The following is a 17,637-nucleotide window of genomic DNA, read 5'->3' as shown; positions in this document are numbered from 1 at the left end:
CCTTCACTCCCGATGGTCGTGGGTCTGGGTGATACGGCCTTGTTCCACGTGGAACAAAGCAACTGGCGTTTCCGTCTGCCAGCCTTCCCTCAGTAATTCGTGATCTACACAGGTGATGAACACCTGGCAGCGTAATTCTTCAAGCAAGCGACACAGCGCGCGGCGATGCTGGTCGTCCAGTTCGGACGGCAAGTCATCCACGAGATAAATACAGTGACCGCGGCGAGCCTGACTAACGAGGTGGCCTTGGGCAATGCGCAATGCGCACACCACCAGCTTTTGCTGACCACGCGACAGGATGTCAGCCGCGTTGTTAGCAGCCAGACGAAGGCGCAGATCAGCGCGCTGCGGACCGGCCTGGGTATGGCCCATCTGCTGATCGCGAAGGAGAGAGGAGGCGAGTACTTCTTGCAGTTCCCGGTCCTTGTCCCAGCCTCGGTAGTAGCTCAGGGTCAACCCGTCCAGCTCGACCAGTTCGCTCAGGGTTCGCTCGAAGACGGGCTTCAAGGCCTTGATGTAGTTGCGACGGTATTCATCTATTTCCGCGCTGGCCAGGCACAGTTCCCGGTCCCAGGCGGCTTGCGAAGCTGGGTCAAGTGTACCATGCCGCAACCATGAGTTCCGCTGCCGCAGTGCCTTCTGCAGCCGTTGCCAGGCTGGCAGAAAACGAGGTTCCACGTGGAACACCCCCCAATCCAGGAACTGGCGGCGTATTTTCGGAGCGCCTTCCAACAGGCGGAAACTGTCTGGGTTGATGAGCTGAAGCGGTAGCAGTTCAGCCAGCTGCGCCGCGCTCCGCGCATTCTGCCCATCGATGCGAATAGTGAACTCCCCTTGCCGCTCGCGGGACACACCCAGGTTGCTGCTACCACCCTCGGCCAATTGCACTTCGCCGAACACGGTACAGGCAGACTGTTCGTACTGAATAACCGGATTCAGGCGGGTGCTGCGGAATGAGCGCGCCAGCCCGAGCAGGTGCACGGCTTCAAGCACGCTGGTCTTGCCGCTGCCGTTAGCGCCGTAAAGGATGTTGATGCGGGGGGAGGGTGAGAGTGTCACCGGGTGCAAGTTGCGCACCGCGGTGACCATGATACGTCGAAGGGACATTTCGCCTGCTACGGGTTACAGGCGCATCGGCATGACAACATAGGAAGAATCGTCATTGCCAGCCTCCTGCAGCAGGGCACTGCTGTTGGAATCGGACAGAATCAGACGAACTTGCTCGGTAGTCATCACGCCCAGCACGTCCAGCAGGTAGCTGACGTTGAAGCCGATTTCCAGCGAGCTACCTTCGTAGTCCACGCTGATTTCTTCTTCAGCTTCCTCCTGCTCGGGGTTGTTGGCCTGGATCTTCAGTTGGCCAGCAGCCAGTTGCAGGCGGATACCGCGATATTTTTCATTGGAAAGAATCGCAGTACGGCTGAAGGCCTCACGCAGCGCCTGACGGTCGCCGACCACCAGCTTGTCACCGCCCTTGGGCAGTACACGCTCGTAATCCGGGAACTTGCCGTCCACCAGCTTGGAAGTGAAGGTGAATTCACCAGTGGTGGCGCGAATGTGGTGCTGGCCCAGGACGATGCTGACCATGCCTTCCGGGTCGGTCAGCAGGCGCGCCAGTTCGAGGATACCTTTGCGTGGCACGATGACCTGGTGGCGATCATCCTGCTCGATCGGCGCGCTCATGGAGCACAAAGCCAGGCGGTGGCCGTCGGTGGACACTGCGCGCAGGGTGTTGCGGGAAACCTCCAGCAGCATACCGTTGAGGTAGTAGCGCACATCCTGCTGGGCCATGGCGAAACTGGTGCGCTCGATCAGGCGACGCAGCTTGCTCTGTTCCAGATTGCAGGTCAGCGAGCCCGGGCCTTCTTCCACGGTCGGGAAGTCATTGGCTGGCAGGGTCGACAGGGTAAAGCGGCTGCGGCCGGCCTTGACCAACAGTTTCTGCTCATCGACCTTGATATCGATCAGGGCGTCGTTCGGCAGGCTTTTGCAAATGTCCATCAGCTTGCGTGCCGGGACAGTGATTTCGCCAGGCTCGGCCGGCTCTTCCAGTTGCACGCGGCCTACCAGTTCGACTTCCAGGTCGGTACCAGTCAACGACAGTTGCTGGCCTTGCACGACCAGCAATACGTTGGACAGGACCGGCAAGGTCTGGCGGCGCTCGACGACACCGGCGACCAGTTGCAGGGGTTTCAACAGGGCTTCGCGTTGAATGGTGAAATGCATGGTCTAGTCCCTTGCCTTCAATTAGCTGCGCAGACGGCCATCAGGTCGTCAGCGTCCGCAGCAGGTTCTTGTAGTCCTCGCGGATGTCCGCGTCGGATTCCTTCAGTTCGTTGATCTTGCGGCAGGCGTGCAGCACGGTCGTATGGTCGCGACCACCGAACATGTCGCCGATTTCCGGCAGACTGTGGTTGGTCAGCTCCTTGGACAGGGCCATGGCCACCTGACGTGGACGCGCCACGGAACGCGAACGACGCTTGGACAACAGATCGGAGATCTTGATCTTGTAGTACTCGGCGACGGTACGCTGAATGTTATCCACACTGACCAGCTTGTCTTGCAGCGCCAGCAGGTCCTTGAGCGACTCACGGATCAGCTCGATGGTGATATCGCGGCCCATGAAGTGCGAGTGAGCAATCACCCGCTTCAATGCGCCTTCCAGTTCGCGGACGTTGGAACGGATACGCTGGGCAATGAAGAAGGCCGCGTCATGCGGCAGTTCGACCTTGGCCTGGTCGGCCTTCTTCATCAGGATCGCCACACGGGTTTCCAGCTCGGGTGGCTCGACGGCCACCGTCAGGCCCCAACCAAAGCGCGACTTCAGGCGCTCTTCCAGGCCTTCGATCTCCTTGGGGTAGCGGTCAGAGGTAAGGATTACCTGCTGGCCACCCTCGAGCAAGGCGTTGAAGGTGTGGAAAAACTCTTCCTGCGAGCGCTCTTTACGGGCAAAGAACTGGATATCGTCGATCAGCAACGCATCCACCGAGCGGTAGAAGCGCTTGAATTCGTTGATGGCGTTGAGCTGCAGCGCCTTGACCATGTCCGCGACGAAGCGCTCCGAATGCAGGTATACAACCTTGGCGTTCGGGTTCTTTTTCAGCAAGTGGTTACCCACAGCATGCATGAGGTGGGTTTTACCCAGGCCCACACCACCATAAAGGAAGAGCGGGTTGTAGCCATGCTTGGGGTTGTCGGCCACCTGCCAGGCAGCCGCACGCGCCAGCTGGTTCGACTTACCTTCGACGAAGGTGTCGAAGGTAAAGGTGCGGTTCAGGTAGCTGGTGTGCTTGAGCGCGCCTTCAACCTGCACGGTACGCTGTTCGGTCCGGGCACTGCCGGCCGGCGCCGAAGCCGGCTCGGCCATGGCATCGAAACTGTCCCGCGAGGATGGCTCGGCCAGTTCATCGACCAGTACAGGCTCGGCCGTCGTCACGGCGACCGGTTCGACCGCTGCCGGTACTGCCTTCTGTGCCTGGCCCTGCGTCTGGGTGTGCGCCAGCGAAGCAGCCACGGCGGCACTCACTGGCGCGTTGGGCGCCGCACGTGGTGCGGAGCTGCGCCGGCTACCAATCAACAAGGAGAGGGCAGGCGCAATGCCGCTGCCGTTTTCGCCTAACAGCTCGAGCAAGCGACCCAGGTACTTTTCATTGACCCAATCGAGAACGAAACGGTTAGGCGCATAGACGCGCAACTCGTCGCCTTCGGCTTCGACCTGTAGCGGACGGATCCAGGTGTTGAATTGCTGGGCAGGCAGTTCATCGCGCAGAAGCTCCACGCACTGCTGCCAAAGTTCCACTGACACGGATATCCCCTGAGTTTGAAAGCCGGATGAGGCAAAAACAAACCGCCATTGTACCGGTCGAGCGTTCAGTTATCCACATGTGGACACGCTAGGAACCGTGACAAAACAGCCATTTATCGACCTAAACGGCTTCATCACACTGTGAATAAGCCCTGTGGATAACCGACCATGAGGGCTATGCACAAGCCGAGGGTCAGCCCTGTTGATAACCCAGCTGTGGATAAGCGGCATTTTCATCCACAGCTTACGAGCACGAAAAAAACAAGCGCAGCACCGGTTCACAACATAGTTTCAAACCTCTGTATAGCCCGTATTTTCAGGCCTAAAGCAGGTTATCCACAGACGGTTATCCACTTAAGAGTTATAAGTTCTTCAGAAAAGCTTTTTATATGTCTCTTCTTTTTTTTCATGTTGTCCCCAATTCGTGTGGCCGATCAAGCACCCCTTGGCGATGGACGAGCAGGCACCGTCCATCACGTGCTCTATATGGAAAGACTGGTTGGAAATTGACCTACGGGCTTGCTTTCTCTAGAATCGCCGGTCTCTTAAAAAGGGGGCCATCCCGGCCCGTCGTCGACAAACCAGGTAACACGCCATGAAACGTACTTTCCAACCAAGCACCATCAAGCGCGCGCGCACCCACGGCTTCCGTGCCCGTATGGCTACCAAGAACGGCCGTGCTGTTCTGTCGCGTCGTCGTGCCAAAGGCCGTAAGCGTCTGGCCATTTGATTTTTCGGCACAGGTGGTGAGTCAGGACTTCAGTCGGGAAAAGCGACTGCTTACACCCCGACATTTCAAAGCGGTCTTCGACTCCCCAACCGGCAAGGTTCCAGGGAAAAACCTGCTGATCCTTGCTCGCGAGAACGGCCTCGATCACCCACGCCTCGGCCTGGTGATCGGCAAGAAGAGCGTCAAGCTCGCCGTTCAACGCAACCGCCTCAAGCGCTTGATGCGCGATTCCTTTCGTCTGAACCAGCAATTGCTTGCCGGCTTGGACATTGTGATCGTCGCGCGCAAGGGATTGGGTGAGATAGAAAACCCGGAATTGCACCAACACTTTGGCAAACTCTGGAAACGCCTGGCGCGCAGCCGGCCTACTCCAGCAGTTACCGCCAATTCCGCAGGGGTAGACAGCCAAGATGCGTAAACTGGCACTCGTTCCGATCCAGTTTTACCGTTATGCCATTAGTCCTCTGATGGCCAATCACTGTCGTTTCTTCCCCAGTTGCTCCTGTTACGCTTATGAAGCCATTGAAAACCACGGCCTCTGGCGTGGTGGGTGGCTAGCCGTTCGTCGCCTGGGGCGTTGTCATCCGTGGAACGACGGCGGTTTCGATCCCGTTCCTCCCGCTCCTTCCTCCCGAACTTCTTCGATAGCCGAGTAATCATGGATATTAAACGCACGATCCTGATCGTCGCCCTGGCAATCGTGTCCTACGTCATGGTCCTCAAGTGGAACCAGGACTACGGCCAGGCTGCCCTGCCGACTCAGAATACTGCTGCCAGCAATGTTGCCCCGGGCTTGCCGGATGGCGTACCGGCTGGTAATGCCGGCGCCAGCGCCGATGTACCAAGTGCCAACGCTGAAACCAGCGCAGCCGAACTGGCACCGGCCGCGGTCAGCAAGGACCTGATCCGGGTCAAGACCGATGTTCTGGAGCTGGCTATCGATCCGGTCGGTGGTGACATCGTCCAGCTGAACCTGCCGAAGTACCCGCGCCGTCAGGACCACCCGGACATTCCGTTCCAGCTGTTCGACAACGGTGGCGAGCGTGTCTACCTGGCACAAAGCGGCCTGACCGGCGTCAACGGTCCGGACGCCCGTCCAGCAGGTCGCCCGCTGTACGCTGCCGAAAAGAAGAGTTACCAGCTGGCCGATGGCCAGGAGCAACTGGTGGTCGACCTGAAGTTCAGCGACAACGGCGTCAACTACATCAAGCGCTTCAGCTTCAAGCGTGGTGAGTACGACCTGAACGTCAGCTACCTGATCGACAACCAGAGCGGCCAGGCCTGGAGCGGCAACATGTTTGCCCAGCTCAAACGTGACGCAAGCTCCGATCCGTCATCGAGCACCGCCACCGGTACCGCTACCTATTTGGGTGCCGCCCTGTGGACTGCTTCCGAGCCTTACAAAAAGGTCTCGATGAAGGACATCGACAAAGGTAGTTTGAAAGAAAATGTGTCCGGCGGCTGGGTTGCCTGGCTGCAGCACTACTTTGTTACCGCCTGGATTCCGGCCAAGTCGGACAACAACGTTGTCCAGACCCGCAAGGACAGCCAAGGCAACTACATCATCGGCTACACCGGCCCGGCTATCAGTGTTCCTGCTGGCGGCAAGGTCGAAACCAGCGCCATGCTGTACGCCGGCCCGAAAATCCAGTCCAAGCTGAAAGAGTTGTCCCCAGGCCTGGAACTGACCGTCGACTACGGCTTCCTGTGGTTCATCGCCCAGCCGATCTTCTGGCTGCTGCAACATATCCACAGCCTGCTGGGTAACTGGGGCTGGTCGATCATCGTGCTGACCATGCTGATCAAAGGCCTGTTCTTCCCGCTGTCGGCTGCCAGCTACCGTTCGATGGCGCGCATGCGTGCCGTTGCGCCGAAGCTTGCTGCACTGAAGGAACGCTTCGGTGACGATCGCCAGAAGATGTCCCAGGCGATGATGGAGCTGTACAAGAAAGAGAAGATCAACCCGCTGGGCGGCTGCTTGCCGATCCTGGTGCAGATGCCCGTGTTCCTGGCCCTGTACTGGGTACTGCTGGAAAGCGTGGAAATGCGCCAGGCCCCATGGATGCTGTGGATTACCGACCTGTCGATCAAGGATCCGTTCTTCATCCTGCCGATCATCATGGGTGCCACCATGTTCATCCAGCAGCGCCTGAACCCGACGCCGCCGGATCCGATGCAGGCCAAGGTGATGAAAATGATGCCGATCATCTTCACCTTCTTCTTCCTGTGGTTCCCGGCTGGTCTGGTGCTGTACTGGGTTGTGAACAACTGCCTGTCGATCGCACAGCAGTGGTACATCACCCGCAGCATCGAAGCAGCCAGCAAAAAAGCTGCTGCTTGACAGGCTACTGCGCTAGCCTGTGAATAAAAAACGCCCCCTAGTGGGGCGTTTTTGCTATCTGTCGTTTTTGTCGTAGAGGCTTTCCAGCATGAACACTGTGCGTGAAACCATCGCCGCCATCGCCACCGCCCAGGGCCGCGGCGGTGTGGGTATTGTCAGGTTATCCGGCCCTCTGGCTGCCAAGGCAGGCCAGTTGATCACCGGCCGGACGCTTACTCCGCGCCATGCCCATTACGGCCCGTTCCGCGACGAGGAAGGGCTGGTGCTGGACGAAGGGATTGCGCTGTTCTTCCCCGGGCCGAATTCGTTCACCGGCGAAGACGTGCTGGAACTGCAGGGCCACGGTGGCCCGGTGGTGCTGGATATGCTGCTGCAGCGCTGTGTACAAGTGGGTTGCCGGCTGGCCCGCCCTGGCGAGTTCAGCGAGCGCGCGTTCCTCAACGACAAGCTCGACCTGGCCCAAGCAGAAGCCATTGCCGACCTGATCGAGGCCAGTTCCAGCCAGGCCGCGCGCAATGCCCTGCGTTCGCTACAGGGGGAGTTCTCCAAGCGCGTGCATTTCCTGACCGAGGCGTTGATTGCGCTGCGCATCTACGTCGAGGCGGCGATCGACTTCCCTGAGGAGGAAATCGACTTTCTCGCCGACGGCCACGTGCTGGCGATGCTCGATACGGTGCGGGACGAGTTGTCCAAAGTACAGCGTGAAGCCGGGCAGGGGGCCTTGCTGCGTGACGGCATGACCGTGGTCATCGCCGGTCGGCCGAATGCCGGCAAGTCGAGCCTGCTGAACCAGCTGGCCGGGCGGGAAGCGGCCATCGTCACCGATATCGCCGGTACCACGCGGGACATCCTGCGCGAACATATCCACATCGACGGCATGCCGCTGCACGTGGTCGATACTGCCGGTCTGCGCGACACCGATGACCATGTGGAAAAGATCGGCGTGGAACGCGCGTTGAAGGCCATTGGCGAGGCAGACCGGGTGTTGTTGGTGGTGGACTCCACCGCGCCCGAGGCTAGCGACCCGTTCGCCCTGTGGCCCGAATTTCTCGACCAGCGGCCAGACCCGGCCAAGGTCACGCTGATTCGCAACAAGGCCGACCTGAGTGGTGAGCGGGTAGCGCTGGAACAGTGCGATGACGGCCATGTAACGATCACCCTCAGTGCCAAAGGGGATGATGCAGGCCTACAACTGCTGCGCGACCACTTGAAGGCCTGCATGGGTTATGAACAGACGGCTGAGAGTGGTTTCAGCGCCCGCCGGCGCCATCTGGATGCCCTGCGCCAGGCCAGCGAGCACCTGGAGCACGGTCGTGAACAACTGACCCTGGCTGGTGCGGGTGAGCTGTTGGCAGAAGACCTGCGCCAGGCGCAGCAGGCCCTGGGGGAAATTACCGGGGCATTCAGCTCGGATGACCTGCTGGGGCGGATTTTCTCCAGCTTCTGCATCGGCAAGTAATCCACAGCCAGGCAAGGCCAAGCGCCGCTCCTTCGGGAGCGGCTTTTTTTTGCCTCAAATTTCACAGCTCCTACGGAAATCGCGCCGCACCTGAAGGCTGTGCAGAACCCTGTGGGAGCGGGTGAACCCGCGAAGAGGCCGGTGCAGGTTCACATTTTTTCATTCGCCGACACCAATCTGCTCTCAGGAGCCCTGTGGAAAACTCGCCTTCAGCTCCGTTGATAAGCGGGTTTTTTTTCTGAGGACAAACCCGCCTGTGGGTAAACAGCCATTTAATCCACAGGCTAAATCGTGTTATCCAGAGCCCTCATGGCACTCCAGCCACAGGGTTTAAATTCTTTGGAAGTAGCGGCAATATTGGGCTGCAAGACTTTATCCACAGATAGGGCTGTGCATAAGAATAAACATAAAAACAAAACTTTTTTAAATTTTTCCTCTTTGATTTCTGTTGTCTGCCATTCATCCACAGACTGGTCAAATTTTGCTCAGACGGTTTCTTTAAAGGGTGTGAAGTCCCTATACTTGTCCGCTTACCTTCTCTATTCGCAAAAACAGGCACGAGGTGCGTGGTGGATTTCCCTTCCCGTTTTGAAGTGATCGTCATCGGCGGCGGCCATGCCGGTACCGAGGCTGCGCTTGCGTCCGCACGCATGGGGGTGAAAACCCTGCTGCTGACCCATAACGTGGAAACCCTCGGTCACATGAGCTGCAACCCCGCCATCGGCGGTATTGGCAAAAGCCATCTGGTCAAAGAGATCGATGCCCTCGGCGGCGCCATGGCGCTAGCCACCGACAAGAGCGGCATCCAGTTCCGCGTTCTGAACAACCGCAAGGGCCCGGCTGTACGCGCCACCCGTGCACAGGCTGACCGCGCCATCTACAAGGCAGTGGTGCGTGAAATCCTGGAAAACCAGCCGAACCTGTGGATATTCCAGCAGTCCTGCGACGACCTGATCGTCGAGCAGGACCAGGTCAAAGGCGTGGTGACCCAGATGGGCCTGCGTTTCTTCGCCGAATCGGTGGTACTGACCACCGGTACTTTCCTCGGCGGGCTTATCCACATAGGCCTGCAAAACCATTCCGGTGGCCGCGCCGGTGATCCGCCTTCGATCGCCCTGGCCCACCGCATGCGTGAACTGCCCCTGCGCGTCGGCCGTCTGAAAACCGGTACCCCGCCACGCATCGATGGCCGTTCGGTGGACTTCTCGGTAATGACCGAGCAACCAGGCGATACGCCGATCCCGGTGATGTCGTTCATGGGCAATGCCCAGATGCACCCACGCCAGGTGAGCTGCTGGATTACCCATACCAATGCGCGCACCCATGAAATCATCGCCTCGAACCTCGACCGTTCGCCGATGTACTCGGGTGTGATCGAAGGTGTCGGCCCGCGCTACTGCCCGTCGATCGAAGACAAGATTCACCGCTTCGCCGACAAGGAAAGCCACCAGGTGTTCATCGAGCCGGAAGGCCTGACCACCCATGAGCTGTACCCCAATGGTATTTCCACTTCGCTGCCGTTCGACGTGCAGCTGGAGCTGGTGCGTTCGATCCGAGGCATGGAAAACGCCCATATCGTGCGCCCGGGTTACGCCATCGAGTACGACTACTTTGACCCGCGCGACCTCAAGTACAGCCTCGAGACCAAAGTCATCGGCGGCCTGTTCTTCGCCGGCCAGATCAACGGCACCACCGGTTACGAAGAAGCCGGCGCCCAGGGCTTGCTGGCCGGGACCAACGCCGCGCTGCGGGCGCGGGGCCGTGACAGCTGGTGCCCACGCCGCGATGAAGCGTACATCGGCGTATTGGTCGACGACCTGATTACCCTGGGTACCCAGGAGCCGTACCGCATGTTCACTTCGCGTGCCGAGTACCGCCTGATCCTGCGCGAAGACAACGCCGACCTGCGCCTGACCGAAAAGGGCCGCGAGCTTGGCCTGATCGACGACCAGCGCTGGGCCGCCTTCTGCGCCAAGCGCGAGGGCATCGAGCGCGAGGAGCAGCGCCTGAAGTCGACCTGGGTACGCCCGAACACCGAGCAAGGCCAGGCCATTGTGGATAAGTTCGGCACCCCGCTCAGCCACGAGTACAGCCTGCTGAACCTGCTGGCCCGCCCGGAAATCGACTACGCCGGGCTGATCGAGGCAACCGGTGGCGAAGCGATCGATCCACAGGTCGCCGAGCAGGTCGAGATCCGCACCAAGTACGCCGGTTACATCGACCGCCAGCAGGATGAAATCGCTCGCCTGCGCGCAAGCGAAGACACCCGCCTGCCTGTGGATATCGATTACTCGACGATTTCCGGCCTGTCCAAGGAAATCCAGGGCAAGCTGGGCCAGACCCGTCCGGAAACCCTGGGCCAGGCTTCGCGCATTCCGGGCGTGACCCCGGCGGCGATTTCCCTGTTGCTGATTCACTTGAAAAAACGCGGCGCTGGCCGCGAATTGGAGCAAAGCGCTTGAGTTCCCTGGTCACCCCGCAACACGCTGAAGAGTTGTCCACAGGTGCGCGCCAGCTCGGTGTCGAGCTGAACGCCGAGCATCATGAAAAGCTGCTCGGCTACCTGGCCCTGTTGATCAAATGGAACAAAGCCTACAACCTCACCGCCGTGCGCGACCCCGACGAGATGGTGTCGCGTCACCTGCTCGACAGCCTGAGTGTCATGCCGTTTATCCACAGCGAGCGTGACAACTGGCTGGATGTCGGAAGTGGCGGTGGCATGCCCGGTATCCCGTTGGCTATCCTGCATCCTCACAAGCGCGTGACGGTGCTGGACGCCAATGGCAAGAAGACCCGTTTCCTGACCCAGGTGAAAATGGAACTCAAGCTGGACAACCTCACGGTTATCCACAGCCGGGTCGAAGCCTTCCAGCCGACACAACCATTCAGCGGAATCATCTCCCGCGCCTTCAGCAGCATGGAGAACTTTACCAACTGGACCCGCCACCTGGGCGACACCGGGACGCAATGGCTTGCAATGAAGGGGCTGCATCCTGCCGATGAACTGGTAGCATTGCCCGCAGACTTCACAGTGGAAAGCGAGCAGGCCCTGACCGTTCCAGGTTGCCAGGGCCAGCGCCATCTGCTGATACTGCGCCGCAAGGCATGACTGGGAACACACGCAACAATGGCTAAGGTATTCGCAATCGCGAACCAGAAAGGTGGTGTGGGCAAGACAACCACCTGTATCAATCTCGCCGCCTCGTTGGCCGCGACCAAGCGTCGTGTGCTGCTGATCGACCTCGATCCGCAGGGCAACGCCACCATGGGCAGCGGTGTGGACAAGCACGAGCTCGAGCACTCGGTCTACGACCTGTTGATCGGGGAATGCGACCTGGCCCAGGCCATGCATTACTCCGAGCACGGTGGTTTCCAGTTGCTGCCGGCCAACCGTGACCTGACCGCCGCCGAAGTGGTACTGCTGGAAATGCAGGTCAAGGAGAGCCGCCTGCGCAATGCCCTGGCGCCGATCCGCGATAACTACGACTACATCCTCATCGACTGCCCTCCATCGCTGTCGATGCTTACGCTCAACGCCCTGGTCGCCTCCGATGGCGTGATCATCCCGATGCAGTGCGAGTATTACGCACTGGAAGGTCTCAGCGATCTTGTGGATAACATCAAGCGCATCGCCGCCCGGTTGAACCCGGAGCTGAAGATCGAGGGCCTGCTGCGGACCATGTACGATCCGCGCCTGAGCCTGAACAACGATGTCTCGGCGCAGCTGAAGGAGCACTTTGGCCCGCAGCTGTACGACACGGTCATTCCGCGCAATATTCGTCTGGCCGAGGCCCCGAGCTTCGGCATGCCGGCACTGGCCTACGACAAGCAATCGCGCGGCGCGCTGGCATATCTGGCCCTGGCTGGGGAACTGGTACGCCGTCAACGCCGTCAATCCCGCACTGCACAAACAACTTAAGGAATCCGTATGGCCGTCAAGAAACGGGGTCTCGGACGTGGGTTGGATGCACTGCTCAGTGGTCCTTCCGTCAGCGCGCTCGAAGAGCAGGCTGTGAAGATCGACCAGAAAGAACTGCAACACCTGCCGGTCGAGCTGATCCAGCGTGGCAAGTACCAGCCGCGGCGGGACATGGACCCGGAGGCGCTGGAAGAGCTCGCGCACTCGATTCGCAATCATGGCGTGATGCAGCCGATCGTGGTGCGCCCGATCGATGGCAACCGCTACGAGATCATTGCCGGTGAACGCCGCTGGCGCGCCACCCAGCAGGCTGGCCTGGACAAGATCCCGGCCATGGTCCGCGAAGTGCCCGATGAAGCCGCCATCGCCATGGCGCTGATCGAGAACATCCAGCGCGAAGACCTCAACCCGCTGGAAGAGGCCCTGGCCTTGCAGCGCCTGCAGCAGGAGTTCGAGCTGACCCAGCAACAGGTGGCCGATGCCGTGGGCAAGTCGCGGGTAACCGTGGCCAACCTGCTGCGTCTGATCACCCTGCCCGAGGCGATCAAGACGATGCTCGCCCATGGCGACCTGGAGATGGGCCATGCCCGCGCATTGCTCGGCCTGGAAGAACACCGTCAGGAGGAGGGGGCGCGTCATGTTGTCGCACGTGGCCTCACCGTGCGCCAAACCGAGGCACTGGTCCGTCAGTGGCTCAGCGACAAACCTGATCCGGTCGAACCGAGCAAACCTGATCCGGATATCGCACGCCTTGAACAGCGGCTCGCAGAGCGCCTGGGCTCGGCCGTGCAGATCCGTCATGGCAACAAGGGCAAAGGTCAGTTGGTTATTCGCTACAACTCGCTTGACGAGTTGCAAGGCGTGCTGGCTCACATCCGTTGAAACAATTCCCGTTGTAGCGTGCAGTCGGAAATCACTACGAAGAGTTGAATAGGGGTTAATCCACCCCTATACTCTGCGCGCATTTTGTCGGCACAAATTATGCCAAGTCATAACTGACTTGTTGGTCGACTTCCGAGGAGCAGTTGTGATGGAAATCCGCACGCCAAACCGCCTGCCTTTCCATCGCTGGGCGGTTTTCCCGGTACTGCTGGCTCAATTCGTCGTACTGCTGCTGGCAACCTTGGTGTTGTGGCAGTGGAAAGGGGCGGTCAGTGGATATTCAGGCCTTTGCGGAGGTTTGATTGCCTGGCTACCCAATGTGTATTTCGCCTGGAAGGCTTTTCGCTTCAGCGGGGCCCGGGCGGCACAAGCCATCGTCAAGTCGTTCTACGCTGGCGAGGCAGGCAAGATGATTTTGACGGCAGTGCTTTTTGCACTGACCTTCGCAGGAGTGAAGCCACTGGCGCCGTTAGCAGTATTCGGCGTCTTCGTGTTGACCCTTTTGGTCAGCTGGTTCGCGCCCCTGCTGATGAATAAAAGACTTTCGAGACCTTAGGGCGTTTGAGGCAACCATGGCAGCAGAAACCGCTTCGGGCTATATCCAGCACCACTTGCAGAACCTGACCTACGGTCAACTACCAGACGGCAGCTGGGGCTTCGCCCATTCGGCTGCAGAAGCCAAGGCAATGGGCTTCTGGGCGTTCCACCTGGACACCCTGGGTTGGTCCGTCGCGCTGGGTCTGATCTTCCTGTTCATCTTCCGCATGGCGGCCAAGAAGGCGACTTCCGGCCAACCAGGCGGCCTGCAGAACTTCGTTGAAGTGCTGGTGGACTTCGTCAACGGCAGCGTGAAGGATTCCTTCCACGGCCGTAGCCCGGTAATCGCTCCGCTGGCGCTGACCATTTTCGTCTGGGTGTTCCTGATGAACGCCATCGACCTGGTACCGGTCGACTGGATTCCTCAGCTGGCCATCCTGATCTCCGGTGACTCGCACATTCCGTTCCGCGCCGTGTCGACCACCGACCCGAACGCGACCCTGGCCATGGCCTTCTGCGTGTTCGCCCTGATCATCTTCTACAGCATCAAGGTCAAGGGCCTGGGCGGCTTCATCGGTGAGCTGACCCTGCACCCGTTCGGCAGCAAGAACATCTTCGTGCAGATCCTGCTGATTCCGGTCAACTTCCTGCTGGAATTCGTCACCCTGATCGCCAAGCCGATCTCGCTGGCACTGCGTCTGTTCGGCAACATGTACGCCGGCGAGCTGGTGTTCATCCTGATCGCCGTGATGTTCGGCGCCGGCATTCTCTGGCTCAGCGGCCTGGGTGTGGTGCTGCAGTGGGCGTGGGCTGTGTTCCACATCCTGATCATCACCCTGCAAGCCTTCATCTTCATGATGCTTACCATCGTCTACCTGTCGATGGCTCACGAAGATAACCATTAAGACCGCCTGGCGTGTCTGATAGCCTTCCCCGCTCGTTTGGGGGGAGGGCTTAAAAAGTCCGCAAGGGCATGCTGTACCAAACGATTTGTTTTACCGCTTCAAACTAAAAAACCTAACCAATACGACGTAAAAGTCGGGAGGAAAGATGGAAACTGTAGTTGGTCTGACCGCTATCGCTGTTGCTCTGCTGATCGGCCTGGGTGCTCTGGGTACCGCCATTGGTTTCGGCCTGCTGGGCGGCAAGTTCCTGGAAGGCGCTGCTCGTCAGCCTGAAATGGTTCCGATGCTGCAGGTCAAAATGTTCATCGTTGCCGGTCTGCTCGACGCCGTAACCATGATCGGTGTTGGTATCGCTCTGTTCTTCACCTTCGCGAACCCCTTCGTTGGTCAGATCGCCGGCTAATCACTCGTTTCCACGAGTTGATTGGTGTGATGGACAAAGACCGAGCGAGGTGTTGGCGTGAACATTAATGCAACCCTGATTGGCCAATCCGTTGCTTTTCTGATTTTTGTACTCTTCTGCATGAAGTATGTATGGCCTCCGGTCATCACTGCCCTGCAAGAGCGCCAAAAGAAGATTGCCGACGGCTTGGACGCTGCCAACCGCGCAGCTCGCGACCTGGAGCTGGCCCAAGAGAAAGCGGGTCAGCAACTGCGTGAAGCGAAGGCACAGGCAGCCGAAATCATTGAGCAAAGCAAGAAACGCGCTGCTCAGCTTGTCGAGGAAGCCCGTGAACAGGCTCGCGTCGAAGCTGACCGTGTGAAGGCTCAGGCTCAAGCCGAGATCGAACAGGAACTGAACAGCGTCAAAGACGCCCTGCGTGCCCAAGTGGGTGCCCTGGCTGTTGGCGGTGCTGAAAAGATCCTTGGCGCCACAATCGATCAAAACGCGCATGCGGAGCTGGTTAACAAACTGGCCGCTGAAATTTAAGCGAGGGCGATCATGGCAGAACTGACCACGTTGGCCCGACCTTACGCTAAGGCTGCCTTTGAGCATGCCCAGGCCCATCAGCAACTGGCCAATTGGTCAGCCATGCTCGGCCTGGCTGCTGCGGTGTCGGAAGACGACACCATGCAGCGCCTGCTCAAGGCCCCGCGACTGACAAGCGCAGAAAAGGCCGCCGCATTCATTGAAGTCTGCGGTGACAAGTTCGATGCACAGGCACAGAATTTCATTCATGTTGCCGCGGAAAACGACCGTCTCCTGCTCCTGCCGGAGATTGCCGCCCTGTTCGACCTGTACAAGGCCGAGCAAGAGAAATCCGTGGACGTGGAAGTCACCAGTGCTTTTGCGTTGAACCAAGAACAGCAAGACAAACTCGCCAAGGTTCTCAGTGCACGGCTCAGCCGGGAAGTGCGCCTGCACGCGTCGGAGGATGCCAGCCTGATCGGCGGCGTCGTCATCCGCGCCGGCGACCTGGTAATCGATGGCTCGGTTCGCGGCAAGATCGCGAAACTGGCCGAAGCATTGAAATCTTGAGTTTGAAGGGGCAGCAGAGCAATGCAGCAACTCAATCCTTCCGAAATTAGTGAAATCATCAAGGGTCGCATCGAGAAGCTCGATGTCGGCTCCCAAGCCCGTAACGAAGGTACCGTCGTAAGCGTTTCCGACGGTATCGTACGGATCCACGGTCTGGCCGACGCTATGTACGGCGAAATGATCGAGTTCCCGGGCGGCGTATACGGTATGGCACTGAACCTGGAGCAAGACTCCGTAGGTGCGGTGGTACTGGGTGCGTACACCTCCCTCGCCGAGGGCATGAGCGCCAAGTGCACCGGTCGCATCCTGGAAGTTCCGGTCGGCAAAGGCCTGCTGGGCCGCGTCGTCGACGCTCTGGGTAACCCGATCGATGGCAAAGGTCCTCTGACCACCACCGAAACCGACGCGGTCGAAAAGGTCGCTCCGGGTGTTATCTGGCGTAAGTCGGTAGACCAGCCTGTACAGACTGGCTACAAGTCGGTTGACGCCATGATCCCGGTTGGTCGTGGCCAGCGCGAGCTGATCATCGGTGACCGTCAGATCGGTAAGACCGCCATGGCGGTCGACGCGATCATCAACCAGAAAAACAGCGGTATCTTCTGCGTATACGTGGCCGTAGGCCAGAAGCAGTCGACCATCGCCAACGTTGTGCGCAAGCTGGAAGAAGCCGGCGCCCTGGCCAACACCATCGTTGTTGCCGCCAGCGCCTCGGAATCGGCCGCGCTGCAGTTCCTGGCTCCTTACGCCGGCTGCACCATGGGCGAATACTTCCGTGACCGCGGTGAAGATGCCCTGATCGTTTACGATGACCTGTCCAAGCAGGCCGTTGCCTACCGTCAGATCTCCCTTCTGCTGCGCCGTCCACCAGGACGTGAAGCGTACCCAGGTGACGTGTTCTATCTCCACTCCCGTCTGCTGGAGCGTGCATCGCGCGTTTCGGAAGAGTACGTCGAGAAGTTCACCAACGGCGCAGTCACTGGCAAGACCGGTTCCCTGACCGCCCTGCCGATCATCGAAACCCAGGCTGGCGACGTTTCCGCGTTCGTTCCGACCAACGTGATTTCCATCACCGACGGTCAGATCTTCCTGGAATCGGCCATGTTCAACTCGGGCATCCGCCCTGCAGTGAACGCCGGTGTTTCGGTATCCCGCGTAGGTGGTGCCGCTCAGACCAAGATCATCAAGAAGCTGTCCGGTGGTATCCGTACCGCTCTGGCTCAGTACCGTGAACTGGCTGCATTCGCCCAGTTCGCTTCCGATCTGGACGAAGCGACCCGCAAGCAGCTGGAGCATGGTCAGCGCGTTACCGAGCTGATGAAGCAGAAGCAGTACGCGCCGATGTCCATTGCGGACATGGCTCTGTCGCTGTACGCCGCTGAGCGTGGTTTCCTGACTGACGTGGAAGTCTCCAAGGTCGGTAGCTTCGAGCAAGCACTGATCGCCTACTTCAACCGTGATCACGCCGAACTGATGGCGAAGATCAACGTGAAGGGTGACTTCAACGACGAAATCGACGCTGGCATGAAAGCCGGTATCGAGAAGTTCAAGGCCACCCAGACCTGGTAAGCCGCAGCGGGGG

General features: G+C 59.3%; 18 protein-coding genes. 15 read left to right on the top strand and 3 right to left on the bottom strand.

What is annotated here, in order from left to right:
* Positions 1-3: 3 nt before the first annotated feature.
* Genes recF through dnaA form a run of 3 tightly spaced genes read right to left on the bottom strand, consistent with a single transcriptional unit; the run spans position 4 to position 3,805 of the window.
* Positions 4-1,107 carry a DNA replication/repair protein RecF gene (recF, locus tag CAY82_RS09640; protein ID WP_087500993.1) on the bottom strand — a complete coding sequence of 368 codons (1,104 nt, stop codon included), beginning with the start codon at positions 1,105-1,107 and terminating at the stop codon, positions 4-6.
* Between the two features lie 15 nt (positions 1,108-1,122).
* Positions 1,123-2,226 carry a DNA polymerase III subunit beta gene (dnaN, locus tag CAY82_RS09635; RefSeq protein WP_003260019.1) on the bottom strand — a complete coding sequence of 368 codons (1,104 nt, stop codon included), beginning with the start codon at positions 2,224-2,226 and terminating at the stop codon, positions 1,123-1,125.
* A 40-nt stretch (positions 2,227-2,266) separates the two neighbouring features.
* Entirely contained in the window at positions 2,267-3,805 is a 1,539-nt protein-coding gene (dnaA, locus tag CAY82_RS09630; protein WP_087500992.1) for a chromosomal replication initiator protein DnaA, read from the bottom strand.
* Between the two features lie 595 nt (positions 3,806-4,400).
* On the opposite strand from dnaA, the gene rpmH reads away from it, so the two are divergent.
* The 15 genes from rpmH to atpA all read left to right on the top strand — a co-directional run bounded on the left by rpmH (position 4,401) and on the right by atpA (position 17,624).
* The gene (rpmH, locus tag CAY82_RS09625) at positions 4,401-4,535 is read left to right on the top strand and encodes a 50S ribosomal protein L34 (protein ID WP_003253163.1); all 135 of its coding nucleotides are present in this window, start codon (positions 4,401-4,403) and stop codon (positions 4,533-4,535) included.
* Positions 4,536-4,548: 13 nt separating this feature from the next.
* Complete coding sequence (gene rnpA / locus CAY82_RS09620) at positions 4,549-4,953, top strand: ribonuclease P protein component (RefSeq protein ID WP_003253166.1); 405 nt, start codon at positions 4,549-4,551, stop codon at positions 4,951-4,953.
* Entirely contained in the window at positions 4,946-5,191 is a 246-nt protein-coding gene (gene yidD / locus CAY82_RS09615; protein ID WP_015268406.1) for a membrane protein insertion efficiency factor YidD, read from the top strand. The genes rnpA and yidD overlap by 8 nt, the downstream gene beginning before the upstream one ends.
* Positions 5,192-5,193: 2 nt before the next feature.
* Positions 5,194-6,876, top strand: a complete 1,683-nt coding sequence (yidC, locus tag CAY82_RS09610; RefSeq protein WP_087500991.1) for a membrane protein insertase YidC — start codon at positions 5,194-5,196, stop codon at positions 6,874-6,876.
* Positions 6,877-6,964: 88 nt separating this feature from the next.
* Positions 6,965-8,335 (top strand): tRNA uridine-5-carboxymethylaminomethyl(34) synthesis GTPase MnmE, encoded by a 1,371-nt coding sequence (mnmE, locus tag CAY82_RS09605; RefSeq protein WP_087500990.1) that lies wholly within the window; start codon positions 6,965-6,967, stop codon positions 8,333-8,335.
* Positions 8,336-8,904: 569 nt separating this feature from the next.
* Positions 8,905-10,797 carry a tRNA uridine-5-carboxymethylaminomethyl(34) synthesis enzyme MnmG gene (gene mnmG, locus CAY82_RS09600; RefSeq protein ID WP_087501088.1) on the top strand — a complete coding sequence of 631 codons (1,893 nt, stop codon included), beginning with the start codon at positions 8,905-8,907 and terminating at the stop codon, positions 10,795-10,797.
* Complete coding sequence (gene rsmG / locus CAY82_RS09595) at positions 10,794-11,444, top strand: 16S rRNA (guanine(527)-N(7))-methyltransferase RsmG (protein WP_046615330.1); 651 nt, start codon at positions 10,794-10,796, stop codon at positions 11,442-11,444. The genes mnmG and rsmG overlap by 4 nt, the downstream gene beginning before the upstream one ends.
* A gap of 18 nt (positions 11,445-11,462) precedes the next feature.
* Entirely contained in the window at positions 11,463-12,254 is a 792-nt protein-coding gene (locus CAY82_RS09590) for a ParA family protein (RefSeq protein WP_060499722.1), read from the top strand.
* Positions 12,255-12,263: 9 nt separating this feature from the next.
* Positions 12,264-13,136, top strand: a complete 873-nt coding sequence (locus CAY82_RS09585) for a ParB/RepB/Spo0J family partition protein (protein ID WP_087500989.1) — start codon at positions 12,264-12,266, stop codon at positions 13,134-13,136.
* A 148-nt stretch (positions 13,137-13,284) separates the two neighbouring features.
* The gene (locus tag CAY82_RS09580) at positions 13,285-13,692 is read left to right on the top strand and encodes a F0F1 ATP synthase subunit I (RefSeq protein ID WP_008092225.1); all 408 of its coding nucleotides are present in this window, start codon (positions 13,285-13,287) and stop codon (positions 13,690-13,692) included.
* Positions 13,693-13,708: 16 nt separating this feature from the next.
* A complete protein-coding gene (gene atpB, locus CAY82_RS09575) occupies positions 13,709-14,578 on the top strand; it encodes a F0F1 ATP synthase subunit A (RefSeq protein WP_087500988.1) in 870 nt (289 codons plus the stop codon).
* Positions 14,579-14,723: 145 nt separating this feature from the next.
* Positions 14,724-14,981, top strand: coding sequence for a F0F1 ATP synthase subunit C (atpE, locus tag CAY82_RS09570; protein ID WP_003097235.1), 258 nt, complete (start codon positions 14,724-14,726; stop codon positions 14,979-14,981).
* A gap of 57 nt (positions 14,982-15,038) precedes the next feature.
* A complete protein-coding gene (locus tag CAY82_RS09565) occupies positions 15,039-15,509 on the top strand; it encodes a F0F1 ATP synthase subunit B (protein WP_023383136.1) in 471 nt (156 codons plus the stop codon).
* A 12-nt stretch (positions 15,510-15,521) separates the two neighbouring features.
* Positions 15,522-16,058: a F0F1 ATP synthase subunit delta gene (locus CAY82_RS09560; protein WP_043214190.1), complete on the top strand. Its 537-nt coding sequence runs from the start codon at positions 15,522-15,524 to the stop codon at positions 16,056-16,058.
* Between the two features lie 21 nt (positions 16,059-16,079).
* On the top strand, positions 16,080-17,624 hold the full coding sequence (atpA, locus tag CAY82_RS09555) for a F0F1 ATP synthase subunit alpha (protein ID WP_087500987.1): 1,545 nt from the start codon (positions 16,080-16,082) through the stop codon (positions 17,622-17,624).
* Positions 17,625-17,637 lie beyond the last annotated feature (13 nt).

It is taken from the genome of Pseudomonas sp. SID14000 (assembly GCF_002165135.1).
Classification (GTDB): domain Bacteria; phylum Pseudomonadota; class Gammaproteobacteria; order Pseudomonadales; family Pseudomonadaceae; genus Aquipseudomonas.
This window is presented reverse-complemented; position numbering and strand designations above follow the sequence as displayed.

Bases quoted from the DNA above. Each gene is read 5' to 3' on its own strand.
- rpmH (WP_003253163.1), top strand. From the start codon at position 4,401: ATGAAACGTACTTTCCAACCAAGCACCATCAAGCGCGCGCGCACCCAC.
- mnmE (WP_087500990.1), top strand. From the start codon at position 6,965: ATGAACACTGTGCGTGAAACCATCGCCGCCATCGCCACCGCCCAGGGC.
- recF (WP_087500993.1), bottom strand. From the start codon at position 1,107: ATGTCCCTTCGACGTATCATGGTCACCGCGGTGCGCAACTTGCACCCG.
- CAY82_RS09580 (WP_008092225.1), top strand. From the start codon at position 13,285: ATGGAAATCCGCACGCCAAACCGCCTGCCTTTCCATCGCTGGGCGGTT.
- yidD (WP_015268406.1), top strand. From the start codon at position 4,946: ATGCGTAAACTGGCACTCGTTCCGATCCAGTTTTACCGTTATGCCATT.
- dnaN (WP_003260019.1), bottom strand. From the start codon at position 2,226: ATGCATTTCACCATTCAACGCGAAGCCCTGTTGAAACCCCTGCAACTG.
- atpB (WP_087500988.1), top strand. From the start codon at position 13,709: ATGGCAGCAGAAACCGCTTCGGGCTATATCCAGCACCACTTGCAGAAC.
- CAY82_RS09585 (WP_087500989.1), top strand. From the start codon at position 12,264: ATGGCCGTCAAGAAACGGGGTCTCGGACGTGGGTTGGATGCACTGCTC.
- CAY82_RS09590 (WP_060499722.1), top strand. From the start codon at position 11,463: ATGGCTAAGGTATTCGCAATCGCGAACCAGAAAGGTGGTGTGGGCAAG.
- yidC (WP_087500991.1), top strand. From the start codon at position 5,194: ATGGATATTAAACGCACGATCCTGATCGTCGCCCTGGCAATCGTGTCC.
- CAY82_RS09560 (WP_043214190.1), top strand. From the start codon at position 15,522: ATGGCAGAACTGACCACGTTGGCCCGACCTTACGCTAAGGCTGCCTTT.
- atpE (WP_003097235.1), top strand. From the start codon at position 14,724: ATGGAAACTGTAGTTGGTCTGACCGCTATCGCTGTTGCTCTGCTGATC.
- atpA (WP_087500987.1), top strand. From the start codon at position 16,080: ATGCAGCAACTCAATCCTTCCGAAATTAGTGAAATCATCAAGGGTCGC.